The sequence below is a fragment of the Rathayibacter sp. AY1F9 genome (assembly GCF_002932155.1).
Taxonomy (GTDB): Bacteria; Actinomycetota; Actinomycetes; order Actinomycetales; family Microbacteriaceae; genus Rathayibacter.
Genome location: NZ_PSVA01000006.1, coordinates 78,833 through 102,135, shown reverse-complemented (window position 1 = coordinate 102,135; position 23,303 = coordinate 78,833). Strand labels below are relative to the sequence as shown.

The following is a 23,303-nucleotide window of genomic DNA, read 5'->3' as shown; positions in this document are numbered from 1 at the left end:
GGCGGCTCCGCAGGATCGGCGCCACGGGGCTCCACGGCGGGTCCCGGCAGCTCTAGGGTGGATCGGCGGCGCCCGCACCCCGGCGCCCGCGGCAGCGCCCGAGACGAACGGATGGAGCACCCCCGTGCCAGGAGACAACCTCACCCGGAGCGAGGCGCAGGAGCGCGCCTCGCTGATCCAGGTCCACGACTACGACATCGCCCTCGACCTGACCCGGGGAGCCGAGACCTTCCTCAGCACCACCACGGTGCGCTTCTGCGCCACCGAGGGCGCCTCGAGCTTCATCGACGCCGTCACGGGCACGGTCCACTCCGTCACCCTCAACGGCGCGGAGCTCGACCCCGCCGACGTCGCCGACGGCGTCCGGATCCGCCTCGACTCCCTGGCTGCGGACAACGAGCTCACCGTCGTCGCCGACATGCTCTACACCAACACGGGCGAGGGCCTGCACCGCTTCGTCGACCCCGTCGACGGCGAGGTGTACCTGTACTCGCAGTTCGAGGTGCCCGACTCCCGCCGCGTCTTCGCGGTGTTCGAGCAGCCGGACCTCAAGGCCGAGTTCCGCTTCACCGTCACCGCACCCGCGCAGTGGCAGGTCGTGTCGAACCAGCCCACTCCCGAGCCGGTCCCGGCGGGCGAGGGGATCGCGACCTGGAGCTTCGAGCCCACCCCGCGCATCTCCTCCTACATCACGGCCCTCGTCGCCGGACCCTACGTGGTCGAGACCGACTCGCTCGTCTCCTCCGACGGCCGCACCATCCCGCTGGGGGTCTTCGCCCGGGCCTCGCTCGCGCCCTTCCTCGACGCCGACTACGTGTTCGAGAAGACGAAGCAGGGCTTCGCCTTCTACGAGGAGAAGTTCGGCGTCCCGTACCCGTTCGCGAAGTACGACCAGCTGTTCGTCCCCGAGTTCAACGCCGGCGCGATGGAGAACGCGGGAGCGGTGACCTTCACCGAGGCCTACGTGTTCCGCTCCAAGGTGACGGACGCGATCAAGGAGCGCCGGGTCGTCACGATCCTCCACGAGCTCGCCCACATGTGGTTCGGCGACCTGGTCACGATGAAGTGGTGGAACGACCTCTGGCTCAACGAGTCGTTCGCCGAGTACGCCTCCACCCTCGCCACCGCGGAGGCGACGGAGTGGACCGAGGCGTGGACCACCTTCGCCGCGATGGAGAAGAGCTGGGCCTACCGCCAGGACCAGCTGCCCTCGACCCACCCGATCGTCGCGACCATCAACGACCTCGAGGACGTCCAGGTCAACTTCGACGGCATCACCTACGCCAAGGGCGCCTCGGTGCTCAAGCAGCTCGTCGCGTGGGTCGGCGAGAAGGAGTTCCTCGCCGGCGTCCACGAGTACTTCGTCAAGCACGCCTTCTCGAACACGGAGCTGCGCGACCTGCTGGTCGAGCTGGAGGCCACCAGCGGGCGCGACCTCACCGAGTGGTCGGCGCAGTGGCTCGAGACGGCCGGCGTGAACACGCTCCGCCCCGAGATCGCGGTCGACGAGAGCGGAGCGATCGCGTCCTTCGCGATCCTGCAGACCGCGGTCGAGGAGTACCCGACGATCCGCCCGCACCGCCTGGCGATCGGCCTGTACGACTTCGAGGGCGAGCGCCTCGTCCGCGTCGACCGCCTCGAGCTGGACGTCGACGGGGAGCGCACCGAGGTGCCCGAGCTGATCGGCCGCACCCGTCCGGCGCTCGTGCTGCTCAACGACGACGACCTCGCCTACGCGAAGGTCCGCCTCGACGACGCCTCGCTCGCCGTGGCCGTCGAGCACCTCGCGAGCATCGACAGCCCCCTGGCCCGCTCGCTGGTCTGGGGCTCGGTCTGGGACTCGACCCGCGACGCCGAGTCGGCGCCGCGCGACTTCGTCCGCCTCGTCCTGGGCAACGTCGCGACCGAGACCGAGTCCACGACCCTGCGGACGGTGCTCAACCAGCTCGTCGCCACCGCCACCCAGTACGTCGCTCCGGAGTACCGGGCCGAGGTCGTCGAGGAGGCGGGCGATCAGCTGTGGACGCTCGCGCAGAGCGCCGAGCCGGGCAGCGACGCGCAGTTCCAGTTCGTGAAGTTCTTCGCCGCGATCGCGTCCACCCCGGCGCACCTCGAGGCCGTGCAGGCGCTGCTCGACGGCTCCACCGCCCTCGACGGCCTCGACATCGACACCGACCTCGGCTGGGAGCTGCTGATCGCTCTCGTCGCCGGCGGGCGGGCCGGTGCGGACGACATCGACGCGGCGCTCGCCTCGGACAACACGGCGACCGGCCAGCAGTCGGCCGCGCACGCCCGTGCCGCGCAGCCGACCGCGGAGGCGAAGCGCGCGGCGTGGGACTCCGTCACGGCCGACGACTCGGCACCGAACACGATCGTCCGCTCGACGGGCCTGGGCTTCCAGCGCGCCGCCGACCCGCGCCTGCTCGACGCGATGGTCCCGGTCTACTTCGACGCCCTCAGCTCCCTCTGGGAGTCGAAGAGCTACAAGATCGCCGAGTACCTGGTCGTCGGCTTCTACCCGGCCGCCACGCCCTCGCAGGAGATCGTCGACGCCACCCGCGCCTGGCTCGACGCGAACCCGGAGGTCCCGGCGCTGCGCCGACTCGTGATCGAGAACCTGGCCGGCGTGGAGCGTGCGCTCCGCGCCCAGGAGCGCGACACCCGGGGCTGACAGCGAGCCGCCCGGTCCCCCGGCGCTCGGCGCTGCGGGACCGGGCGGCTCTCCCCGCTCCCGGCGCCTAGCGCTGCGGGACCGAGCGGCGCTCCGGCCCGTCGTAGGCGGACAGCGGCCGGATGAGCGCGTTCGAGCCCCGCTGCTCGATCACGTGGGCCGTCCAGCCCACCACCCGCGCGGCGACGAACAGCGGAGTGAAGATCCCGGTGTCGAAGCCCATCAGCCGGTAGGCGGGGCCGGACGGGTAGTCGAGGTTCGGCAGGATCCCCGTCCGCTCGGCCATCGCCGCGGCCAGGGCGTCGTACAGCTCCATCATCTCGCCGGCCCCCTCGTGCTCGGCGAGCCGCCGGAGAGCGGCGTCCATGGTCGGCACCCGCGAGTCGCCCGACTTGTAGACCCGGTGGCCGAACCCCATGACCTTCCGGCGCTGCCCGAGCGCCTCGGCGAGCCACTCGCGGGACCGCCGGTCCGCCTCCGGCCCGGTGCCGACCTCGTCGAGCACGTGCAGCACGGCCTCGTTCGCCCCGCCGTGGAGCGGTCCCTTGAGCGCTCCCACGGCGGCGGTCACGGCGGAGTGGACGTCCGACAGCGTCGACGTCACGACGCGGGCCGTGAAGGTCGAGGCGTTGAAGGAGTGCTCGGCGTAGAGCACCAGCGAGACGCGGAACGCGTCGACGACGACCGGCTCCGGCACCTCGCCGAAGGTCGTCCAGAGGAAGTTCTCGGAGTAGTCGAGGTCGTCGCGCGGATCGATCGGCTCGAGGCCGCGCAGGCGGCGCTGAGCGTAGGCGACGATCGCCGGCAGTGCCGCCCAGAGCCGCACGGAGCGCTCCAGCACGGCCTCGGCAGCGTCGGCGTCCGGATCCTCCTCGAGCGCGCCCAGGACGCTCACCGCCGTCCGCACCACGTCCATCGGGTGCGCCGACAGCGGCAGCAGGTCGATCACGGTGCGCACCTCGGGGGCCAGGGCGCGGTGGGCCCGCTCCACGGCGGCCAGCCCGGCCGCCTCCTCCGCAGTGGGGAGCTCGCCGTGCCAGAGCAGCCAGGCCACGTCCTCGAACGAGGTCCCCGCCGCGAGCTCCTGCACGGGGTAGCCGCGGTAGAGCAGCGAGTTCGACGCCGGGTCGACCTTCGAGACGGCCGTCGTGTCGACGACGACCCCCACGAGTCCCTTGCGGATGTCCTGATCGGTCGTGCTCATCCTTCGCTCCTTCGCGAGAGGCGGGCGGCGGCGCCGGGGAGCGCCGCCGGTTCATGCGGGTCGGCGCGCTCAGGCGCCGTAGTGGTCGGCGAGCGAGAAGTCGAAGACGCCCTCGTCGAAGCGGCTGTACGAGGCGTAGTCGAGGAGCTCGTAGAGCTCGGCGCGCGTCTGCATGCCCGGGACCTCCGAGCGGAGCGAGCCCTCCGCCTTGAGGGCGTCGAGTGCCCGCATCGCGGCGCCCATCGCGATCCGGAGCAGCGAGACCGGGTGGATCACGACGTTCACGCCGACGTCGGCGAGCTGCTGCGCGGTGAACAGCTCGCTCTTGCCGAACTCGGTCATGTTGGCCAGGATCGGCACGTCGATCGCGGCGCGCACGGCCTCGAACTCGGACAGGTCGCGCATCGCCTCGGGGAACACCGCGTCTGCTCCGGCGTCGACGAGGCGCTTGACGCGGTCGATCGCGGCCGGCAGGCCGTCGAGGGCGCGGATGTCGGTGCGGGCCATGATCACCAGGTCGGAGTCGCGGCGCGCGTCGACGGCCGCCGCGATCCTCCGCACCGAGGTCGCCTCGTCGACGACCGCCTTGCCGTCGAGGTGCCCGCAGCGCTTGGGGTTCACCTGGTCCTCGATGTGCAGCCCCGCGACTCCGGCGTCCTCGAGCATCTGCACCGTCCGCGCGACGTTCAGCGGCTCGCCGAAGCCGGTGTCCGCGTCGACGAGGACCGGCAGGTCGGTCAGGCGCGCGATCTGCTGCGAGCGGCCGGCCACCTCGCTGAGCGTGGTGAGCCCGATGTCCGGCAGCCCCAGCTCGGCCGAGAGCACGGCGCCCGAGACGTAGATCCCGTCGAAGCCCTTCGCCTCGATGAGGCGCGCGGAGAGCGGAGTGAACGCGCCGGGCAGCTGCAGCAGCTCGCCCGAGGCGAGGCGCTCGCGGAAGAGGCGGCGCTTCTCGGCGGGAGTCCGGGTGGAGTGGAGCATCGGGCGTCCTTCCCAGGGCGGTGTCCGGGTCCGAGCGGACCCGCCTCGAATCTATACGCGCTCGGGGCTCGTGCACCCGTCTCGGAGGGAGGCGTCCCGTAGCCTGGAGCGGTCATGCTGCTTCTTCAGACCTCCACCCCGGACCCTGTCGCCGCCACCGTCTCCTTCTTCGAGTCCGAGCCCTTCTGGAAGGTGGTCGCGATCCTCGGGATCGTGCTGGGCGCGCTGCTGGTGCGCGTCATCGCCCACTTCGTGATCGGCCGCGTCGTCGACCAGATCGTGTCGGGAGTGAAGCGCCGACAGCGCGTCGAGGACACCCAGTCGGTCGCCGCGTCGCCGCTCGCGGCCGTGCGGGTGGTGCAGCGCACGCGCACGCTCGGGTCGATCCTCAACAACCTGAGCTCGATCCTGATCGTCGTCATCGCCCTGGTCATGATCGTGACGACGATCGACAAGGACCTCATCGGCTCCTTCGCCCTGCTGACGGCCGCCCTCGGCGCGGGCCTCGGCTTCGGCGCGCAGAACATCGTCAAGGACGTCCTGAACGGGCTGTTCATGGTCGCGGAGGACCAGCTCGGGGTCGGCGACGTCGTCGACACCGGGCAGGCGACGGGCGTGGTCGAGTCGGTCGGCGTCCGGGTGACGCAGATCCGCGACGTCAACGGCACCCTCTGGTTCGTCCGCAACGGCGAGATCGTCCGGGTCGGGAACATGTCGCAGGGCTGGTCGCGCGTCATCGTCGACCTGGCCGTGCCCTACGAGACGGACCTCGAGCAGGTGCAGTCCACGGTCCTCGCGACAGCGAACGAGCTGGCGGCGAGCAGTCGCTGGCGGGCCCGGATCATCGACAAGCCCGAGCTCTGGGGCCTGGAGTCCATCGCCGACGACGCCCTGGTCATCCGGGTCGTGGTCAAGACCCGCACCACCGCTAAGGACGACGTCGCCCGCGAGCTGCGCCTGCGCCTGAAGAAGTCGCTCGACGCGCTCGACGTCAAGCTCCCCTCGCTGGCCACCGTCGTCCTCGAGGGCTTCGAGGGGGCGACGAGCGTCGGAGGCGCCAAGCCGCCGCGGACCACGCCCTCCCCCACGATCAGCACCGAGCACGGCAAGCCCGTGCGGCTCCCCCGCGCGCTGCGGCGCGGGAGCGGGACGCCGCCCCAGGACGGCGGCGGCACCTCCGGCCCGACGGGAGCGCGCTCGTGAGCGGCCTGCAGATCGGCGGCACGCCTCCGCTGCGCAGCTTCTGGGAGCACATCGGCGGCCGGCCGACGTTCGAGCGACTGGTCCGCCGGTTCTACGAGGGCGTCCGCGAGGACGAGGTCCTCTGGCCGATGTACCCCGAGCACGACCTCGAGGGCGCGATCCAGCGGCTGACCGGCTTCCTCGAGCAGTACTGGGGCGGGCCGGGCACCTACAGCGAGGAGCGCGGCCACCCGCGCCTGCGGATGCGGCACCAGCCCTTCCGGATCAACCCCGAGGCCCGCGACCACTGGCTCCAGCACATGCGGACGGCCGTCGACGATCTCGAGCTCGCTCCGGCCGACGACGCACTGCTCTGGGACTACCTGGAGCGCGCCGCCCACGCGATGGTGAACACCTTCGAGGAGTAGCCGCTCAGCCCGGGGTGCGGACCAGCACGTGTCCGCGCCGTGAGGTGAGGCGGCGCCAGGCGCCGCTCTCGAGCAGGGCGACCGGGTCGTCGGCGCCGAGGAACCCGAGCGCGAAGAGGGCGAACGCCGCTCCCGCCGGGACGTCCTCGAGGCCGTCGAGCGGGCGGCCCCAGACGCTCGACCGCACGCGGCCGACGATCTGCTCGCCCGTCTCGGAGCCGACGGCCGCCGCGATCTCGTCGATCCCCTCGCGCGCGACGCGCTCCAGGAAGCCCGGGTCCACCGGCTCGCGCCGGGTCCAGCCGCCGCGGGGCGGGGAGACGCCCGCCCAGGGCCCCGCCGTCGCGTCGTCGCCGTCGGGCAGGACGACCGGCTTGCCGTCCGCTCCGCCCGGCTCCCACTGCAGGCGGGCGAGGCGGTCCGACAGCGCACGGATCGGCACGACCCGGTCGAAGCCGGCGGGCTCGTCGAGCGCGAAGACGCGCAGGCCCAGCACGGTCGCGGAGCGGTCGAGCAGACCGCGGGGCTGGAGGATCGGCGTGTAGGCGGCCAGCACGTGGTCGTCGGCGAGGAGCCGGACCGCACCGTCCTCGACCCGGGCCGAACGGCCGAGGAAGACGCGCAGATCCGACAGGCTGGGCGGATCCGCCAGGGAGAAGGACGAACTCATCGCGTCGATAAACTTACCCGAGGCCGCTCGCCCGACCGCCCGACACCCCGGAGGTACCGTGCCCGATCCCCTGTCCTCGTTCCTCACCGCGCTCGACCTGACGGACACCGGCGCCCGCACCAGCGAGGACATCTCGACGGGTCCCTCGCAGTGGATGCCCGAGGGGCGGGTCTTCGGCGGCCAGGTCCTCGCGCAGTCGCTCATCGCGGCCGGTCGCACCGTCGAGGGGCGCTCCGTGCACTCGATGCACGGGTACTTCCTCCGCCCCGGAGACGTCTCCCTGCCGATCACGTTCTCGGTCGACCGGATCCACGACGGGCGCTCCTTCTGCACCCGTCGGACGCAGGCCTACCAGAACGGACGCCCCATCCTCTCGATGATCGCCTCGTTCCAGACCGAGGACGAGGGCCTCGACCACCAGGCGCCGATGCCGGAGGGGATCCCCGACCCGGAGTCGCTGCCGAGCACCGCTGAGATCCTCGCGGGGGTCGACCACCCGGTCGGCAGCTTCTGGGCCACGCAGCGCCCCTTCGACGTGCGGCACGTCGAGCAGCCGGTGTACCTCCGGGCCGACCCCGAGCGGGTCGCGCACCAGAGCGTGTGGATGCGCTCGCTCGGACCGCTGCCGGACGATCCGATGCTGCACCGCGCCGCCCTCGCCTACGCGAGCGACTACACGATCCTCGAATCCACGCTCCGCCGCCACGGTGCGGCGTGGACGACGCCGGGCCTGCGGATAGCGAGCCTCGACCACGCGATGTGGTGGCACCGCCCCGCGCGCGTGGACCAGTGGCTCCTCTACGTGCAGGAGGCGCCGAGCGCGTCCGGCGGACGCGGGCTCTCGCTCGGGCGCATCTACACGCAGGAGGGCGTGCTCGTGGCGAGCGTCGCCCAGGAGGGCATGGTCCGCGTCCCCCTGGGCTGAGCTCAGCCCCGCTTCGAGAAGGTGATGGGCTCCTCGACGTAGGGGCCCCACGCCTCGCGGAGCTCCTCCGGGATGCGCTGGGGCCTGCCCGTCGCGGCCGTGACCAGCACCAGAGTGGTGGCCGCCTTCGTGAAGAGCACCCGCGGGACGACGCCGGCGGGCGAGTAGAGCTCGTAGCAGACCTCGAGGCTCGCCCCGCCGATCCGCCCGATCCACAGCTCCACGTCGATCGGCGCGCGCATGTACGGGATCGGCGCGAGGTACTCGATCTCCTGCCGGGCGATGAGGCTGATCGACTCGGCGCCCGGCCGTGCGTCGAGCACCGCCGTCGCCATCCCGCCGGGCTGCGGCGAGTCCGGCTTCCAGAACGCCTGGATGCGCGCCTCCTCGAGCAGGCGCAGCATCTCGGCGTTGTTCACGTGCGCGTAGGCGTCGAAGTCCGACCAGCGCAGCGGGATGGCGACGTGCAGGCGCATCAGTCGCGGGTGAGCTTGCGGTACGCGGAGCGGTGCGGCTTCGCCGCGTCCGGGCCGAGGCGCTCGATCTTGTTCTCCTCGTACGCCTCGAAGTTGCCCTCGAACCAGTACCAGTTGGCCGGGTCCTCCTCGGTGCCCTCGTAGGCGAGGATGTGGGTCGCGATCCGGTCGAGGAACCACCGGTCGTGAGTGATGACCACGGCGCAGCCCGGGAACTCGAGGAGCGCGTTCTCGAGGCTGCCCAGGGTCTCGACGTCGAGGTCGTTGGTGGGCTCGTCGAGCAGGAGCAGGTTGCCGCCCTGCTTGAGCGTCAGCGCGAGGTTGAGGCGGTTCCGCTCGCCGCCGGAGAGGACGCCGGCCTTCTTCTGCTGGTCCGGGCCCTTGAAGCCGAACTGCGAGACGTAGGCGCGGGAGGGGATCTCGGTCTTCCCGACGGTGATGTAGTCGTGCCCGTCGGAGACGACCTCCCACAGGTTCTTCTGCGGGTCGATGCCGCCGCGGCTCTGGTCGACGTAGGAGATGTCGACCGTCTCGCCGATCTTCAGGTCGCCCGAGTCGAGCGGCTCGAAGCCGACGATCGTCTTGAAGAGCGTGGTCTTGCCGACGCCGTTCGGGCCGATGACGCCGACGATGCCGTTGCGGGGCAGCGTGAAGCTGAGGTCGTCGATGAGGACGCGCTCGCCGAACTGCTTGTGCAGCTTCTTCGCGTCGATGACCTGGGAGCCCAGACGGGGGCCCACCGGGATGACGATCTCCTCGAAGTCGAGCACGCGCGTCTTCTCGGCCTCGGCCGCCATCTCCTCGTAGCGCGCCAGGCGCGCCTTCGACTTGGCCTGACGGCCCTTGGCGTTGCTGCGCACCCAGTCGAGCTCGGTGGTGAGCCGCTTGGCGAGCTTGGCGTCCTTCTTGCCCTGGACCTCCAGGCGGGCGCTCTTCTTCTCGAGGTACGTCGAGTAGTTGCCCTCGTAGGGGTAGAGGTGTCCGCGATCGACCTCGGCGATCCACTCCGCGACGTTGTCGAGGAAGTACCGGTCGTGGGTGACGGCGAGCACGGCGCCGGGGTACTTCGAGAGGAACTGCTCGAGCCAGAGCACGCTCTCGGCGTCGAGGTGGTTGGTGGGCTCGTCGAGCAGCAGCAGGTCGGGCTTCTGCAGGAGGAGCTTGGTGAGCGCCACGCGGCGCTTCTCGCCACCCGAGAGGTTGGTGACGAGGGAGTCCCCCGGCGGGGTGCGCAGCGCGTCCATCGCCTGCTCCAGCTGCGAGTCCAGGTCCCAGGCGTCGGCGGCGTCGATTGCCTCCTGCAGGGTCCCCATCTCGGCGAGGAGACTGTCGAAGTCGGCGTCCGGGTCGGCCATCGCGAGGGAGATCTCGTTGAAGCGGTCGATCTTGCCCTTGATCTCGCCCACGCCCTCCTGGACGTTCTCGAGCACCGTCTTGGTCTCGTCGAGCTCGGGCTCCTGCATCAGGATGCCGACGGTGTAGCCCGGGCTGAGCCGCGCCTCGCCGTTGCTCGGCGTGTCCAGCCCCGCCATGATCTTCAGGATCGTCGACTTGCCGGCGCCGTTGGGCCCGACCACGCCGATCTTTGCTCCCGGCAGGAACGACATGGTGACGTCGTCCAGGATCAGCTTGTCGCCGACCGCCTTCCGCGCGCGCACCATCGAGTAGATGTATTCAGCCATGCCCAGTCCTCAAGTCCGTCGGTCTGCGCGGAGTCGGGTCGCCCGCCGGTCCCCTGCTCCGCGCGGAGGCGCTGACGGAGGCTCGGACCGGGGCGGGACGCCGGGCCCCGGCCGACGCGGAGCGCAGGCCGCGGGACCGTCCGCACCAGACGAGGATAACGGGAACTCGCCGGTCCGCGTCGGAGGGAGCGTCTGAACGCGGACCGCCCTCCGCTCCGGCCGGGCCGGTGGGGAGGGCGGATCGCGTCAGCGGACGACGGTGCGGATCAGCTGCAGGGCGTCAGGCGCTCCACCGCCTCGGACAGCGTGTCCGTGCTGCCGAGCAGGATCACCTGCGTCGCCTTGGACGCGGTGATGTCGGCGAGGACCGCCCGGGGCACGCAGGTGGGCTGGACCGCGAAGAGCGGGCTCCCGGTGTAGCCCGCCGCCGTGGCTCCGGCCAGGGCGTCGGGGAACTTCTCACCGGTCGCGAGGTAGACGGTCTTCGCCGAGGTGAAGGCCGCCTTGTTCAGCTTCTCCGAGGTGTCGTACCGGTCGGTCCCGCCGATGCGGGTGATCACCGGGCCCGTGATCGAGCGCTCGATGCCGGCGCTGACCGAGAGCGTCGAGCCCGCGATCGTCAAGCTACTGACCTCGAGGCCGCTGATGATCTGCTGGGTGAGGGGGTCCACCGTGGAGCCGGTTCCGTTGGTCAGCACCACCGGAGCGCGATTCGCGCCGGCTGCGGCGCTGGCGCTCAGGGCGTCGGGGAACTTCTCGCCCGTGGCCAGCCAGGCCCTCGAGGAGCCGCCCCTGAAGGCGTCCTGGAGGATCAGCTTCGAGGTGTCGTAGCGGTCGACTCCGCCGATGCGTGTGGTCTTCCCCTTCGGCGCATACGCGGCCAGGTCGCTGTAGACCTGGCTGCCGACGCTGAGCTCGGAGCCGACGACGACGATCTTCGCGGGCTTGAGACGCGTCAGCTCGGTGCGGACGACCTGGCTCACCGAGTCGCGGTCGACCAGGAGCAGCGGCCCGCCCGCCTTGGCCGCGGCGGGTCCGGCGCTGAGCGCGTCCGGGAAGTTCTGCCCGGTGGCGACGTAGACGACGGGGACGTTCGCCGGGAAGGTGCGCTTGGACACCTCGACCGCGGTGCCCTGACGGTCGGTGCCCGAGATGCGCGAGACGACCGGCGAGCCGGCGGGCGGGGCCGTCGGCGTTGCGGTCGGAGTGGGTGTGACCGGAGGAGTGGTCGGGGTCGGCGTGACCGGCGGGGTGGTCGCGGTGGCCGTCGGGGACGGCGTGACCGGCGGGGTGGTGGCTCCGCTTCCCGTCACACGGACCGCGGCGTCCGACGTGATGGTCGCTCCGCGGGGCTGCTCCACCCTGCCGTTGCTGATGCCGGTGACCTGGAGCAGGCTGCTCACGCGGTCCTTGTAGGCGTCGTAGGCGCTGGACGGGATCGTCACGGTGACCTTGGACTGATCGTTGTCCGCGACCACCTGGGCGGGGATCCGCTCGGTCCTGCTGGGACCGACGTAGGCGGCGAGCCCCTGGAGGTCGTAGAAGCCGTCCCGGTTGGACTCGAGGACGACGGTGTCGCCGCCCTTGACCTCCACGACGTCGACGTCCTTCTTGTACGCGAAGTACGCGGCGCTCCGCTGCAGCGTCTGCGCGGTCCCGCTGAGGTCGACCCCGCCGACGCCGCCGCTGCCGGAGGCTTCGGCGACGGAGAGGGTGGCCGACGTGGTCAGCTCGTAGCCGCTGTCGACCGGCTGGCCGATCGGCTCCTCGGGGTTCTTGATCGGCTGCTTCTGCGCAGTGATCTGCAGAGCGACGGTTCCACTGCCGAACGAGGCGAGGGGCTGCTTCAGGTCGATGCGGAAGCTGCGACTTCCGGACGCGAGGGTCGCCGACCCGGCGAGGTCGTAGTCCCCGATGGCCCAGTTGTAGGTCGTGAACGCCGGGTACGGTCCCGTCGGCCGAGCGGAGTCGGAGAGCGTGACGTCGAGACCGGTGACGTCGCCGGCGACGGGACTGATCTGGGCGGCCGAGAACGTCTCGGTGGTCGACCAGTTGTAGGGACTCGTCAGCGCGACCATCCGGCTCTCCGCGGCGGCGGCCGCTCCGGCTCCTGTCGTCACTCCGAGGACGACGGCTGCCGTGCTCGCGACCGCGATGGCGGTGCGCCTCCACCTCGCTCGCGTCGTCGTCTGCGGTCGGGATGTGGTCATGGCGAGTTCCCCCTCGTCGTGGTCCTCGTGCCGAGCAGTCCCGTCGGCACGTCCGTCGCGGTGCCCGCGCTGGGGCCCACGTGTCGGTCAGGGCAGCCTAACCGTGCGGAGCGGCGTCCCGGGGAGGGGAGGGCGCCGCCGACCACCGGGATCGTCGACCGGTCCGCCCGCACGAGGCTGTGCTCACGCTCGGATCCGCACCGGTCGGAGTGGTCCTGCAGGAGCGACGGGCGAACTCCGGGCTCTCTCGGGCTCGACGGGCGAAGGGCCTCGTCGAGGATCCTTTCGCCCTTTCCGACCCCGACCGGGGCGCATGGCGGGGCGGTTCCCGGTCGGGTCCGGCGCGTCAGCCCTGGATCGGAACGGTTCGGCCGACCAGGCAGGCGCCGGTCGCGATCGGTGCCGCGATCTCCGCCCGCACCCCGCCGCTCTTCGGGCCGTACTGGCCGATGAGGCACGACTCCCCGAGCTTGACGGAGACCTGCACCGAGTCCGCGTCGAGTCCGACCGAGGTCTCGTCCGCTGTCAGCTGCATCGACTCGCGGGAGAACCCCGCCGCGACGAGCGCGTCGACCACGCTGGAGCCGCTCACCTCCGGATCGGGCTCGGCCGCCGCGCGAAGGGTCTGCTCGAACACGGGGAGGTTCTGCTCCGTCGTCCCGCCCGGCACGAAGGCGACGGGTGCGGCGGACTCCGCCGGTGCCGGCGCCTCGGCCGCGGAGGAGGACACCACGGGGTCCGGCGCCGACGGCGACGTGCAACCGGAGAGGCAGACGGCGAGACCGCCGAGCACGAGCGCGATGCGGGCCGCTCGGTTCCGTGTCACGCCCGGCTCCTCCCGACCGGGACGGCTCTCGCTCCGGTCCCCCGGATCAGAACGGGGTCTCCCCGGATCCTACCGAGAGACCGGGAGCGCCTCCGCCGACGCCCGCCGCCACCGGCGGCTCGGGCACGGCATCACCGCGGTCTTGGCCCGACGCGCCCCAGTCCCCCGCCGCGGCGCCCTCGCGCGGCGCCTCCTCGCTCCACGCGGGCTCGGCGGCGGGGGCGGGAGCAGAGGCGCGCCCGACGGTCTTCGTGAAGCTGCTGGTCCCCCAGGCGAGGTCGTGCCCGATGCCCTCGGCCGTGAGGACCACATCGGTACCGGCCTTGCCTCCCGCCTCCCAGGCCCTCACCCCGAGCCGCCCGGTGACCAGGATCCGGTCGCCGCGCGACAGGGAGGACAGCGCGTTGCCGGCCAGGCCGTTGAACGCGGTGACGGTGTACCAGTTGGTCGAGACGTCGACCCAGCGCTGCTCCGAGCGGTTGTAGCGCCGCTGCGTCGAGGCGAGCCGGAAGCTGGTCATCGCGGTGCCGCTGGAGGTGTCGATGCTCCGGGGCTCGGTGCCGATGGTCCCGATGACGGTCAGGGTGTCGGTCATGGTCGTGTCCTCTCTACTCCTGCCCCGCCACGGCTGCGACGGGCACGGCGCCCGGGCGGAGGGGGCTGGTACCACTCGGGCGCCGCAGGGCCAGTGTCGCGACGAAGGGCCCGCCTCCGAGGTGGAGGCGGGCCCTTCTGGGGAGAGGACGAGCGGATCGTCCCCTGTGGAGGAGCGTTACGATGCGATGATGTACCTCGAGTAGGACTTGCGGATCTTGTTCACCTTGGGCAGTGCGACCGCCATGCAGTAGCCCTGGCCCGGGTTCTTCGCGAAGAAGTCCTGGTGGTAGTCCTCGGCGGGGTAGTAGACGCCCAGCGGCGAGATCTCGGTGACGATCGGGCCGTCCCACCACTCGGACGCACGGTCGCGCGCGGTCTCGAACAGCTCCTTCTCCTCGTCGGAGGAGTAGAACATCGCCGAGCGGTACTGCGTGCCGACGTCGTTGCCCTGGCGGTTCAGCTGTCGCGGGTCGTGCAGGGTGAAGAAGACGTCGAGGACGACCTGCTCGGGGATGACCTCGGGGTCGAAGGTGACGGCGACGGCCTCGGCGTGGCCGGTGCGCCCGGAGCAGACGTCCTCGTAGTCGGGCTCGGTCGTGCGGCCGCCGGTGTAGCCGGAGACGACGTCGGTCACGCCGTCGAGGACGCGGTAGACGGCGTCCAGACACCAGAAGCATCCTCCGGCGAGTACGAATGTGCGCATTGCGTGTGACTCACTTCCTGTCGCGTCGACGCGTCCGGGGTGCCGGAGGCGTCAGTCCTTCCAACACGCTCACCGCCCCCTGCATTCCGCGGATCCGCCCCCTGCAATAGAGTCGCGGCGTGAGCTACGACGCCGCCCCCGCCCGCTACGACCGCATGGACTACCGACGCACCGGACGGAGCGGACTGCTGCTGCCCGCCCTGTCGCTGGGCCTCTGGCACAACTTCGGATCCGACCGCTCCCTCGACACGCAGCGCGCGATCCTCCGCCGCGCGTTCGACCTGGGCGTCACCCACTTCGACCTCGCGAACAACTACGGACCGCCCTACGGCGCCGCCGAGACGGCCTTCGGCCGCATCCTCGCGGAGGACCTCCGCCCGTACCGCGACGAGATCGTCATCTCCTCCAAGGCCGGATACGACATGTGGCCCGGCCCGTACGGGGACGGCGGCTCGCGCAAGTACCTGCTTTCCTCGCTCGACCAGAGCCTGCAGCGGATCGGCGTCGACTACGTCGACGTCTTCTACTCGCACCGTCCGGACCCGGAGACTCCGATCGAGGAGACCATGGGCGCTCTCGTCTCGGCGGTGGAGTCGGGCAAGGCGCTCTACGCCGGCATCTCGAACTACTCGCCCGAGCAGACCCGGGCCGCGCAGGCGGCACTGGCGGGCAGCGGAGTGCCGCTCCTCCTGCACCAGCCCCGCTACTCGCTCTTCGACCGCGGACCCGAGGACGGCCTCTTCCCCGTGCTCGACGAGCTCGGCACCGGTTGCATCGTCTTCTCGCCGCTGGCGCAGGGGCTCCTGACGGACCGCTACCTCGACGGCACCGTGCCGGAGGGGTCCCGTGCGGCGACGTCGCGCTTCCTCTCCTCCGACCGGATCGACGAGGCGTACCTGACGCGCGCCCGCGGCCTGAACGCGATCGCGCAGCAGCGCGGCCAGTCGCTGGCCCAGCTCGCCCTGAGCTGGGTGCTCCGGGTGCCCACCGTCACGAGCGCCATCATCGGCGCGTCGAGCGTCGCGCAGCTCGAGCAGAACGTCGCCGCGCTGGACGCCGGCCCCCTCTCGCAGGAGGAGATCGACGCGATCGAGGAGTTCGCGGTGCACGGCACGACCCTGCGCTGACGCCCCGGCGGGGATGTCGGTGGTCGGCCGTAGTCTGCGACAGCACTCGGCCGGTGGGTGCTCCGAGACTCGAGCAGGAGGAACCGATGTCCCTGTCCACGCTGCACGCCACCCGCACCCCGCCGACGCTCACCCGGGTCAACGCCCGGCTGTGGCGCGTGAGCACCGGCTCGGGCGCCGTGGTCGGTCACATCGAGCTGATCGAGGATCCGCTCGGCGAGCGGTACCGCGCCCGGCTGCTGCGGGCGGGCATGCCCGCCGGCGCCGAGCTCGGCGAGTTCTGGAGCGTTGACGACGCGATCGAGGTCTTCCGCGTCGCCTGACGCGCCGATCCGCCCGGTCGGCGGCGTGCCGACCGGGCCGCGGCGACCGCCCCGGATAGCGTTCGCCCCATGCAGTGGTGGAACGAGTTCATGTCCTGGATCCGCACGAGCGACGGGCACCAGGCGGTCTTCACGGCCGCTGTGGTCCTGCTGGCCGTGGTGGTCGGAGCGATCGTGATCGCCTCCGTCTTCCGAGCGTCCATCGCGCGCCTCATCCGTCAGCAGGATCACGAGCGGAAGAACGCGGTCATCGCGACGCTCGTCGACGCCGCGGTCGACGCCTCGGCCTGGAACGTCCTCAGCAGCCCGGAGCGCGTCCTCAGCGACCGCGCGTCCGCGCAGGCCGAGACGCACCTGCGCCTCCTGCCCGTCAAGGGCTCCGGCGTCGCGGCCAACTGGGCCGCTCACGAGCTCGCCGAGCTGAAGCACACGTCGAGCACCGGCGGCTACCAGACGCAGGCGAGCGTGGGCGAGTTCCGCGACCGCCTCGTGCAGTGGCGGGACAAGCCCGGGCGCGCCCGGAAGGCCTTCCTCGCCGACCTCGAGCGCTGGCGCTTCTCGGAGACGGGTCGAGACCGCTCCGCCGAGTCCGCTCCGTCGTCCGATCGGGCCGCGAGCACCGCCGAGGCCGCTCCCCAGCGCACCGCTCCCCCGGCCGCCGCACCGACCGCCGTCGCACCGGTCGTCGTCGGCGCGGGCTCCGCCTCCGGCTCTGCAGCCCCGCAGACGCCCACGATCGTCCTCCCCGCGTCGGCCGGGGACGCCTCGCAGGAGGAGACCCGCCGCCTGCTCGCCGACGTCGACCGCCTGGAGGTGCCGTCGCGCGAGCGTCCCGTGGAGGAGCTGCCGCCCGTCGACCCGCAGCGCTCGGCTCCTGCCGCCGAGCCGCAGCCGGACGCGGAGCACGACGCGACGCCGTCGGCTCCGGCCGACGGAGACCGCGACGACGTGCCGGCCGACGACGAGGCGGTCGTCCGGGCGGACGAGGCCCGGTTCGAGCGGTCCGCCTCGGACGACGACCGAGGCCAGGAGCGCAGCTCGGTCTGAAGGCTCCCGACCACGAGAAGAAGGCCCCGATCGCGAGTGCGATCGGGGCCTTCTCCGTGGTGCGGGCGGTGCGTGTACTGACTAGCTGTGTGCATCACGTGCACGGGCGACTCGGCCGACCAGTACGGCGAGGGGCGCCGCGACGATCGTCCACGCGACGGCGATTCCACCGAGGATGGCGAGGAGCAGCATGGTCGTACCTCCGTTCGTTACGTCGTTGTAATTCCGGACACCCCAAGACTAGGTGCCTGAATGACACTCAAACGACTTCGGGTGGGAAACACGCCGGTGTTGCCTCCGATTTGCCGGTGTGTTACTGGTGGGGCGACCGCGAGTCCTCGTCCGAGGGTCACCGGAGCGGAGGAAAACCCCGTGGGTGCCGGGCGTCACTCCTCGGAGGAGCGCAGCGCCGCCCGAGGAGAGGCCGCGACGCGGTCGAAGGACGGGCGCGAGGCGTCGACGCTGATCCGCACGCCACCGGGACAAGACTAGGGACGGCGACCGGCGCGCTCCCGATCCGATGGTGCCCCCGGCAGGAATCGAACCTGCGACCAAGAGATTAGAAGGCTCCTGCTCTATCCGCTGAGCTACGGGGGCGGACTGCGACCACGATACCGAAGCGCAGAGGACGCGCCCGCCGGGGCCTAGGCGCCCCGGACGAGTCCCAGCACTCCCACGACCAGGGAGACCACGGCGAGGGCGAGCGACACGCCGATGAGCACCGTGTGCACGCGGAGGAAGGTCGTCGCGCGGCCGTCCGCGTCGCGCGCCCGCGGGTCCTTGCGGACGCGGCGGAGGAAGGGCGGCCAGACGATCGCGTTCCACACGGCGTTGACGATCAGGAGGCAGCAGGCGAGCGTGATCACGAGGGTCCAGTGTAGGAGGAGCGGGACGGCCGGACCGGGTGTCGGCGGCCGCCGATAGACTGCCCCGCATGAGTAGCACCCCCGACCGTCTTGTCTGGATCGACTGCGAGATGACGGGGCTCGACCTCTCCGTCGACGAGCTCGTCGAGATCGCCGTCGTCGTCACCGACTTCGAGCTGAACCCGCTCGACGAGGGGCTCTCCCTCGTCATCCGGCCCGACGCGACCGCGCTCGAGAACATGGGCGACTTCGTCCGGTCGATGCACGAGACCTCCGGGCTGCTGGTCGAGATCCCCTCCGGCGTCAGCGTCGCGGAGGCCGAGTACGAGGTGCTGGAGTACGTGCTGAAGCACGTCCCGGCGGAGCAGCAGGCCCCCCTCGCCGGCAACTCGATCGGCACCGACCGCGCCTTCCTCGCGAAGTTCATGCCGCGCCTCGACGGCCACCTGCACTACCGCAACGTCGATGTCAGCACGATCAAGGAGCTGGCACGGCGCTGGTTCCCGCGCATCTACTTCAACGCGCCCAAGAAGCACGGCGGACACCGCGCTCTCGCCGACATCCTCGAGAGCATCCGAGAGCTGCAGTACTACCGCCGTGCCGTGTTCGTGGAGCAGCCGGGGCCGAGCACCGCCGAGGTGCAGGCCGTGTCGGCCGCCGTCGTGGACGAGTTCGCCTCGCGGATGTAGTACTCTCGTACAGTTGCTTCGGCGGGTCACCCCGCCGGAACACGCTCCTGGTGGGTATAGCTCAGTTGGCAGAGCGCCTGGTTGTGGTCTAGGAGGTCGCGGGTTCGAGCCCCGTTACTCACCCCAGTGGCTGTGAATGCAGCGGAAGAGGCCCGGAGTTCCGACTCCGGGCCTCTTCGCACATCCGGCGACCGGCAGCGATCGCCGACGCAGAGAGGTCCCGGATGCTCGAGCTGGACGAGGACGCCTTCGAAGCCCTGGTGATCTCCGAGCTCGACGCGCTCCCGGACGACATGGTCGACGGGCTCGACAACGTCGTCTTCGTCGTGGAGGACCGGCCCGAGGACGGGACCCTGGATCTGCTCGGCTACTACGACGGCGTCGCCCTGACCGAGCGCGAGCGCTACGGCTTCGGCGAGATGCCCGACCGCATCGTGCTGTTCCGCGAGCCGCACCTCGCCGCGTGCGACGATCTGGACGCGCTGCGCGACGAGATCCACGTCACGCTCGTCCACGAGATCGCCCACTTCTACGGCATCGACGACGACCGGCTGCACGAGCTCGGCTGGGCCTGATCACCGCCGAGGGCGAGCCTCTCACCGGCATCCGCGCGTCGCCGCGCTCGGAGGGGACCCCTCAGCCGCGCACCGCTCCCCCGCCGCCCGTGTCCAGCACGAGGTCGGCGTTCTCCCGGGGCCGCTCCCGAGCGCAGTAGGAGCGGAAGTCGCGGTCCCAGGCGTCCCAGTGCGGAGCGAAGAGCTCGCCGTCGCGCTCGAGCGCACGCACGCGCCGCACCTCGTCGTCGGCCTCCAGCCAGACCACCAGATCGGCGTGGCGACGCGCGGCGGCGCCGGCCGACCCGCAGCCCTCCAGCACCAGAAGCGTCTCGCGGACGACGCGGCGCCCGGCCGTCGTCCCCGCGGCCCAGTTCCAGGGCCGCCAGTGCGCCGCGAGGCCGAGGCCGTGGGGGCGGACGAGCGTCCCGGCCGTCTCCCGCGACGCCCGGTCCAGGCCCGTCCAGCCGGGGTAGAGGTCGTCCATCCGCACGAGCGCGACCGACGGTGCCGTCGGCGCGAGACGGAGCTGCTCGACCAGCGCGCGCGCGAACGTCGACTTGCCGGAGCCGCTCGGTCCGTCCAGCAGCACCGTCCGACGGCGCCGCGCGATCACGGAGCGGGCGAGGTCGTCCGCCGTCCGATCCGTCAGCGGCAGGATCCGCTCAGCCATGCAGGACGAAGCTCCAGGAGCCGGTGACGACGGCGGCGGTCACGGCGACGGCAGCGATCAGCACTCCGCCCGCGAGCAGCAGGAGGTCGCCGGCTCCGAGGCGCGACTGCCGCGCCCAGGTGCGCGGGACGCCGGAGCCGAAGCCCTTCGCCTCCATCGCCGTCGCGAGCCTGCTCCCCCGCCGGATGGCCAGCACGAGCAGCGAGAACGTGCGGGCCGTGAGGCTGCGGAGCGCCTCGACGGGCCCGCGGCCGTCGGCGACCCCACGGGCCCGGCGGGCCATCGACAGGGTGCGCCAGTCGTCGACGAGCAGACCGACGAGCCGCATGCCGGCGAGAGCGCCGAGCACGAAGCGCGAGGGCAGGCGCAGGATCTGCGCGAGGCCGTCCGCCAGGTCCGTCGGGTCGGTGGTGGCGATGAGGACCACGCTCGGCAGTCCGATCGCCAGGACGCGCAGCGCGATGGCCAGCCCGAGGGCGACGGATCCCTCTGTGACCGAGACGATGAGGAACTCCGCGTAGACGGCGCCGCTGTCACGCCCGTAGAGGACTGTCGAGAGGCCGGCGAGCGGAGCCGCGATCCAGACGGGAGCCGTCCGCCGCACGAGCTCACCCGCCCGGAGCCCCGCGAAGGGCAGAACCAGCAGCTCGAGCGCCAGCGCCGTCGCCGCGGAGACCGCATCGACCGTGAGGAGGAGCGCGAACGCGATGACCAGGCTGGCGAGGAGCTTGGCGACCGGGTTGGCCCGGGCGATCCGGCTGCGCGCGGGAACGGAGTCGAGGAGCGTCATCCCGACACCGCCTCGCGGGCGCCGAGCGTGACGACCGAGTCGGCGAGGGCGGCGACCAGCGCCTCGTCGTGGGTGACGGCGAGCACCGCCGTGCCCGCGTCGCGCTGCTCGGCGAGGAGGTCGACGAGCACCTCCCAGGTCAGGCGGTCCTGCCCGAACGTCGGCTCGTCGAGGACGAGTACGGACGGCGACCGGGTGAGGGCGGACGCGACGGCCAGGCGCCGCTTCTCGCCTCCGGAGAGGGTGAACGGATTGGCGTCGGCGAGGTGCGCGAGGCCGAGGCGCTCCAGGAGCTCCTCCGCCCGATGCCGCTCCGTCTCGTCGCGGGCGCCCAGCGCGAGCTCGGCGCGCACGCGAGCGGTGAGGAACTGGTGCTCCGGCTCCTGGAACACCATCGCGATCCGTCCGGCGAGCTGAGCCGAGGACCAGCGGATCGGCTCCGGGCCCGCACCGGCGCGGAGCGACTCGGAGGCGGTCACCCGCCCCGCGACCGGCGGCAGGAGACCGGCCAGCGTGAGCGCGAGGGTCGACTTCCCCGCGCCGTTGGGTCCCAGCACGGCCGTGGCCCGCGCGGAGTCGACGGCGAGCTCGAGCCCCGAGGCCACGATGGTCGAGCGGCGGCGCCCGAGGACGGGCCGGCCGATGGCGAGGTCGTGCGCGCTCAGGGCGGCGGGCGAGGGCAGCACGCTCGCCCCGCGCCGGGCGGGGGTGTCACCGGGCAGCCAGACGCCGGAGGCGCCGAGCACGTCGTGCGTTCGATCGAGGACCTCGACCGGAGCGCCGTCGGCGACGACCGCGCCGTCCCGCCCGAGCACCACGACCCGGTCGACGAGGCCGACCCACACGTCGACCCGGTGCTCGACGACGATCAGCGTCGCCCCCGTGCGGGCGGCCGTGCGCTCCACCGCCGCCCGCACCTCGCGTACACCGTCCGGATCGAGGTTGGCGGTGGGCTCGTCGAGGAGCAGGAGCCGCGGACGCATGGCGAGCACACCCGCCAGGGCGAGCCTCTGCTTCTGCCCGCCCGAGAGCGCCGAGGTGGAGTGGTCCAACGGCACGTCGAGCCCGACGTCGCCGAGTGCCTCCCGCACCCGCGCGGGGATCTCCTCGCGCGGCACGCCGAGGTTCTCGCAGGCGAACGCGACGTCGTCGCCGACCCGCGCCAGGACCGCCTGAGTGTCCGGATCCTGCAGCACGAGTCCCGCGACACCGCGCCGGGTGAGCGGCGCCGCTCCGTCGATCTCGAGCTCGCCGGCCGAGGAGCCGTCCTCCTCCCCGCCGAGGACGCCGGCCAGGGCGTGCAGCAGCGTGCTCTTGCCCGCACCGGAGGGGCCGAGGAGCAGCACGCGCTCCCCCGGCTCCAGCGCGAGATCGAGGCCGGAGAGGGCGTCGCGGGAGCGTCCCGCATGCCGCCAGCTCCAGCCCCGCGCCCGGACGGAGGCGCCGCTCATCGAGCGCCCGCGCCGGCTCCCTCGACCGTCCGGCCCTCGCGCCCGGAGGCGAAGCGGTCCAGCGCTCCCGAGGCCGCGAGCCCCCGCACCGCGAACCAGGACAGCAGCCCGGCCAGGAGCGCGCCCGAGACGATCGAGGAGGCGACGTAGACGGTCTTGAAGAGCGCGTCGTTGACGGCGTAGTACGACAGCAGGTCGTTGATCGCGAGGGCGAGCCCCGCACCGGCACCGGCCAGCATCGCGACGAGCGGACGGCCGCTGCGGTAGAGGAAGAGCGCCAGGACGATCTCCGCGCCGAGTCCCTGCACGAGTCCGGAGATCAGCACGGTGAAGCCCCACTGGGTGCCGATCAGGGCCGACACGGCCGCGGCGACCAGCTCGGTGTAGAGCGCGGCTCCGGGCTTGCGGATGATCAGGCCGCCGAGGACGCCGGCGAAGAGCCAGCCGCCGCCGAGGAGCCCGCCGAGCCCGGGCAGGAACTCGAAGGCGAGGCCGAGGACGTTCGTCGCCAGGCCCCAGGCCCAGAAGACGATCCCGCTCGCGACGGCGACGACGCTCGCCACCACGATGTCGACGACCCGCCAGCGCAGATCGCGCCGGGCCGGGGCGGAGGAGGTGAGGTTCTGCGCGTTCGTGTTCTGCGCGTTCGTGTTCTGCGCGTTCGTGTTCTGCACTGACGTGCCCTTTCGTGGAAGCGAATGGAGGGCACGGGTTGATAAGAGGAGATCGAAACGTTCCTTCGCTGGCATGACCCAGATCAGGTTCGACGGTCGAAGGCTGCTGCCTTCCTCTCAGCCCGGTGCACCGGACTCCCGTGTTCGTCGGCAATCATAGACGTCATGTCGTGGTCGGTGGTCGTCGTCCTGGCCGTGCTGCTGATCGTCCTGCTGCAGGCCCTGCTCTGGCAGCGCCGTGCGCGGATCCGCCGCGAGCTGCTCAGCTACGGCACGCGGGTGCCGGCGCGCGTCGTCGGGCCGGATCCGGCACGCGGCGATCGCGATTCGGCACGGGATCTGGGCAGGCTCCTGGTCGTCTACCGGACCGCCGAGGGTGTGGAGAAGCGCGCGCAGAAGTACCCGCTGAAGCGGGGGGACGCGTGGATGGCCGGTGAGCCCGCCGCGGTGATCTACGACCCCCGCCGGCCGGACGACGCCGAGCGTCTGATCGTCGGCTTCGGCCGGACGAAGAAGAAGTGGTACCCCGCGCGCCAGCAGCGCGCCAGCTGACG

The 23,303-nt window shown here is 71.9% G+C and carries 24 protein-coding genes, 2 tRNA genes and 1 riboswitch; of the genes, 11 read left to right on the top strand and 15 right to left on the bottom strand.

The genetic code is table 11. From position 1 onward, the window contains the following. Positions 1–124 precede the first annotated feature (124 nt). Entirely contained in the window at positions 125–2,671 is a 2,547-nt protein-coding gene (gene pepN / locus C5C37_RS06165; RefSeq protein WP_104338650.1) for an aminopeptidase N, read from the top strand. A gap of 67 nt (positions 2,672–2,738) precedes the next feature. On the opposite strand, the gene C5C37_RS06160 is transcribed toward pepN, so the two are convergent. Then, on the bottom strand, positions 2,739–3,875 hold the full coding sequence (locus tag C5C37_RS06160) for a bifunctional 2-methylcitrate synthase/citrate synthase (RefSeq protein WP_104226735.1): 1,137 nt from the start codon (positions 3,873–3,875) through the stop codon (positions 2,739–2,741). A 69-nt stretch (positions 3,876–3,944) separates the two neighbouring features. Beyond that, complete coding sequence (gene prpB, locus C5C37_RS06155; protein WP_104262814.1) at positions 3,945–4,856, bottom strand: methylisocitrate lyase; 912 nt, start codon at positions 4,854–4,856, stop codon at positions 3,945–3,947. A gap of 114 nt (positions 4,857–4,970) precedes the next feature. Between prpB and C5C37_RS06150 the strand changes: the two genes are divergently transcribed. Then, positions 4,971–6,059: a mechanosensitive ion channel family protein gene (locus C5C37_RS06150; protein WP_104338649.1), complete on the top strand. Its 1,089-nt coding sequence runs from the start codon at positions 4,971–4,973 to the stop codon at positions 6,057–6,059. Continuing rightward, positions 6,056–6,466, top strand: a complete 411-nt coding sequence (locus tag C5C37_RS06145; RefSeq protein ID WP_279630823.1) for a globin — start codon at positions 6,056–6,058, stop codon at positions 6,464–6,466. The genes C5C37_RS06150 and C5C37_RS06145 overlap by 4 nt, the downstream gene beginning before the upstream one ends. Positions 6,467–6,470: 4 nt before the next feature. Here the strand turns inward: C5C37_RS06145 and C5C37_RS06140 are convergent, their stop codons facing one another. Continuing rightward, a complete protein-coding gene (locus tag C5C37_RS06140; RefSeq protein WP_104247302.1) occupies positions 6,471–7,136 on the bottom strand; it encodes a hypothetical protein in 666 nt (221 codons plus the stop codon). Positions 7,137–7,194: 58 nt separating this feature from the next. Here C5C37_RS06140 and C5C37_RS06135 point away from each other — a divergent pair, with 58 nt between their 5' ends. After that, entirely contained in the window at positions 7,195–8,061 is an 867-nt protein-coding gene (locus C5C37_RS06135) for an acyl-CoA thioesterase II (protein ID WP_244230637.1), read from the top strand. A gap of 2 nt (positions 8,062–8,063) precedes the next feature. Here C5C37_RS06135 and C5C37_RS06130 read toward each other — a convergent pair whose 3' ends face one another. From C5C37_RS06130 to msrA, 6 genes are all read right to left on the bottom strand, one after another. Further along, complete coding sequence (locus tag C5C37_RS06130; protein WP_104223707.1) at positions 8,064–8,537, bottom strand: thioesterase family protein; 474 nt, start codon at positions 8,535–8,537, stop codon at positions 8,064–8,066. After that, positions 8,537–10,219: an energy-dependent translational throttle protein EttA gene (gene ettA / locus C5C37_RS06125; RefSeq protein WP_104223708.1), complete on the bottom strand. Its 1,683-nt coding sequence runs from the start codon at positions 10,217–10,219 to the stop codon at positions 8,537–8,539. The genes C5C37_RS06130 and ettA overlap by 1 nt, the downstream gene beginning before the upstream one ends. 266 nt (positions 10,220–10,485) lie before the next feature. Continuing rightward, positions 10,486–12,429, bottom strand: a complete 1,944-nt coding sequence (locus C5C37_RS06120; protein WP_104338648.1) for a cell wall-binding repeat-containing protein — start codon at positions 12,427–12,429, stop codon at positions 10,486–10,488. Between the two features lie 346 nt (positions 12,430–12,775). Beyond that, positions 12,776–13,255 (bottom strand): DUF6993 domain-containing protein, encoded by a 480-nt coding sequence (locus tag C5C37_RS06115; RefSeq protein WP_104338647.1) that lies wholly within the window; start codon positions 13,253–13,255, stop codon positions 12,776–12,778. 46 nt (positions 13,256–13,301) lie between these two features. After that, complete coding sequence (locus tag C5C37_RS06110; RefSeq protein WP_104338646.1) at positions 13,302–13,850, bottom strand: single-stranded DNA-binding protein; 549 nt, start codon at positions 13,848–13,850, stop codon at positions 13,302–13,304. A gap of 177 nt (positions 13,851–14,027) precedes the next feature. Further along, positions 14,028–14,555 (bottom strand): peptide-methionine (S)-S-oxide reductase MsrA, encoded by a 528-nt coding sequence (msrA, locus tag C5C37_RS06105; RefSeq protein WP_104262818.1) that lies wholly within the window; start codon positions 14,553–14,555, stop codon positions 14,028–14,030. A gap of 119 nt (positions 14,556–14,674) precedes the next feature. Here msrA and C5C37_RS06100 point away from each other — a divergent pair, with 119 nt between their 5' ends. From C5C37_RS06100 to C5C37_RS06090, 3 genes are all read left to right on the top strand, one after another. Further along, positions 14,675–15,682 (top strand): aldo/keto reductase, encoded by a 1,008-nt coding sequence (locus C5C37_RS06100; protein ID WP_104223714.1) that lies wholly within the window; start codon positions 14,675–14,677, stop codon positions 15,680–15,682. Between the two features lie 86 nt (positions 15,683–15,768). Next, a complete protein-coding gene (locus C5C37_RS06095) occupies positions 15,769–16,005 on the top strand; it encodes a hypothetical protein (protein WP_104338645.1) in 237 nt (78 codons plus the stop codon). A 69-nt stretch (positions 16,006–16,074) separates the two neighbouring features. Then, positions 16,075–17,052: a hypothetical protein gene (locus C5C37_RS06090; protein WP_104238546.1), complete on the top strand. Its 978-nt coding sequence runs from the start codon at positions 16,075–16,077 to the stop codon at positions 17,050–17,052. Between the two features lie 521 nt (positions 17,053–17,573). On the opposite strand, the gene C5C37_RS06085 is transcribed toward C5C37_RS06090, so the two are convergent. Both C5C37_RS06085 and C5C37_RS06080 read right to left on the bottom strand, forming a co-directional pair. Further along, positions 17,574–17,649: transfer RNA gene (locus C5C37_RS06085), tRNA-Arg, on the bottom strand. A 47-nt stretch (positions 17,650–17,696) separates the two neighbouring features. Further along, positions 17,697–17,918 (bottom strand): SCO4848 family membrane protein, encoded by a 222-nt coding sequence (locus C5C37_RS06080; protein WP_104223717.1) that lies wholly within the window; start codon positions 17,916–17,918, stop codon positions 17,697–17,699. Positions 17,919–17,986: 68 nt separating this feature from the next. On the opposite strand from C5C37_RS06080, the gene orn reads away from it, so the two are divergent. The 3 genes from orn to C5C37_RS06065 all read left to right on the top strand — a co-directional run bounded on the left by orn (position 17,987) and on the right by C5C37_RS06065 (position 19,182). Next, positions 17,987–18,607, top strand: coding sequence for an oligoribonuclease (gene orn, locus C5C37_RS06075; protein ID WP_104338644.1), 621 nt, complete (start codon positions 17,987–17,989; stop codon positions 18,605–18,607). Positions 18,608–18,657: 50 nt separating this feature from the next. Then, positions 18,658–18,733: transfer RNA gene (locus C5C37_RS06070), tRNA-His, on the top strand. A 98-nt stretch (positions 18,734–18,831) separates the two neighbouring features. Further along, positions 18,832–19,182: a metallopeptidase family protein gene (locus C5C37_RS06065; RefSeq protein ID WP_104223719.1), complete on the top strand. Its 351-nt coding sequence runs from the start codon at positions 18,832–18,834 to the stop codon at positions 19,180–19,182. Between the two features lie 61 nt (positions 19,183–19,243). Here C5C37_RS06065 and C5C37_RS06060 read toward each other — a convergent pair whose 3' ends face one another. Genes C5C37_RS06060 through C5C37_RS06045 form a run of 4 tightly spaced genes read right to left on the bottom strand, consistent with a single transcriptional unit; the run spans position 19,244 to position 22,749 of the window. Then, positions 19,244–19,834, bottom strand: a complete 591-nt coding sequence (locus C5C37_RS06060) for an AAA family ATPase (protein WP_181135679.1) — start codon at positions 19,832–19,834, stop codon at positions 19,244–19,246. Next, positions 19,827–20,624, bottom strand: a complete 798-nt coding sequence (locus tag C5C37_RS06055) for an energy-coupling factor transporter transmembrane protein EcfT (RefSeq protein WP_104338643.1) — start codon at positions 20,622–20,624, stop codon at positions 19,827–19,829. Before C5C37_RS06055 ends, C5C37_RS06060 begins: the two co-directional genes overlap by 8 nt. Continuing rightward, positions 20,621–22,075, bottom strand: coding sequence for an ABC transporter ATP-binding protein (locus C5C37_RS06050; RefSeq protein WP_104338642.1), 1,455 nt, complete (start codon positions 22,073–22,075; stop codon positions 20,621–20,623). Before C5C37_RS06050 ends, C5C37_RS06055 begins: the two co-directional genes overlap by 4 nt. Further along, a complete protein-coding gene (locus C5C37_RS06045) occupies positions 22,072–22,749 on the bottom strand; it encodes an ECF transporter S component (RefSeq protein WP_104223722.1) in 678 nt (225 codons plus the stop codon). The genes C5C37_RS06050 and C5C37_RS06045 overlap by 4 nt, the downstream gene beginning before the upstream one ends. Positions 22,750–22,792: 43 nt before the next feature. Further along, positions 22,793–22,900: riboswitch (TPP riboswitch) on the bottom strand. Positions 22,901–22,914: 14 nt separating this feature from the next. Between C5C37_RS06045 and C5C37_RS06040 the strand changes: the two genes are divergently transcribed. After that, complete coding sequence (locus tag C5C37_RS06040) at positions 22,915–23,301, top strand: DUF3592 domain-containing protein (protein WP_104223723.1); 387 nt, start codon at positions 22,915–22,917, stop codon at positions 23,299–23,301. Positions 23,302–23,303 lie beyond the last annotated feature (2 nt).

Coding starts and splice junctions, on each gene's coding strand:
- C5C37_RS06120 (WP_104338648.1), bottom strand. CDS start 12,429: ATGACCACATCCCGACCGCAGACGACGACGCGAGCGAGGTGGAGGCGC.
- C5C37_RS06050 (WP_104338642.1), bottom strand. CDS start 22,075: ATGAGCGGCGCCTCCGTCCGGGCGCGGGGCTGGAGCTGGCGGCATGCG.
- C5C37_RS06160 (WP_104226735.1), bottom strand. CDS start 3,875: ATGAGCACGACCGATCAGGACATCCGCAAGGGACTCGTGGGGGTCGTC.
- C5C37_RS06110 (WP_104338646.1), bottom strand. CDS start 13,850: ATGACCGACACCCTGACCGTCATCGGGACCATCGGCACCGAGCCCCGG.
- C5C37_RS06130 (WP_104223707.1), bottom strand. CDS start 8,537: ATGCGCCTGCACGTCGCCATCCCGCTGCGCTGGTCGGACTTCGACGCC.
- C5C37_RS06090 (WP_104238546.1), top strand. CDS start 16,075: ATGCAGTGGTGGAACGAGTTCATGTCCTGGATCCGCACGAGCGACGGG.
- C5C37_RS06040 (WP_104223723.1), top strand. CDS start 22,915: ATGTCGTGGTCGGTGGTCGTCGTCCTGGCCGTGCTGCTGATCGTCCTG.
- prpB (WP_104262814.1), bottom strand. CDS start 4,856: ATGCTCCACTCCACCCGGACTCCCGCCGAGAAGCGCCGCCTCTTCCGC.
- C5C37_RS06060 (WP_181135679.1), bottom strand. CDS start 19,834: ATGGCTGAGCGGATCCTGCCGCTGACGGATCGGACGGCGGACGACCTC.
- msrA (WP_104262818.1), bottom strand. CDS start 14,555: ATGCGCACATTCGTACTCGCCGGAGGATGCTTCTGGTGTCTGGACGCC.
- C5C37_RS06065 (WP_104223719.1), top strand. CDS start 18,832: ATGCTCGAGCTGGACGAGGACGCCTTCGAAGCCCTGGTGATCTCCGAG.
- C5C37_RS06055 (WP_104338643.1), bottom strand. CDS start 20,624: ATGACGCTCCTCGACTCCGTTCCCGCGCGCAGCCGGATCGCCCGGGCC.
- C5C37_RS06150 (WP_104338649.1), top strand. CDS start 4,971: ATGCTGCTTCTTCAGACCTCCACCCCGGACCCTGTCGCCGCCACCGTC.
- ettA (WP_104223708.1), bottom strand. CDS start 10,219: ATGGCTGAATACATCTACTCGATGGTGCGCGCGCGGAAGGCGGTCGGC.
- C5C37_RS06095 (WP_104338645.1), top strand. CDS start 15,769: ATGTCCCTGTCCACGCTGCACGCCACCCGCACCCCGCCGACGCTCACC.
- C5C37_RS06140 (WP_104247302.1), bottom strand. CDS start 7,136: ATGAGTTCGTCCTTCTCCCTGGCGGATCCGCCCAGCCTGTCGGATCTG.
- orn (WP_104338644.1), top strand. CDS start 17,987: ATGAGTAGCACCCCCGACCGTCTTGTCTGGATCGACTGCGAGATGACG.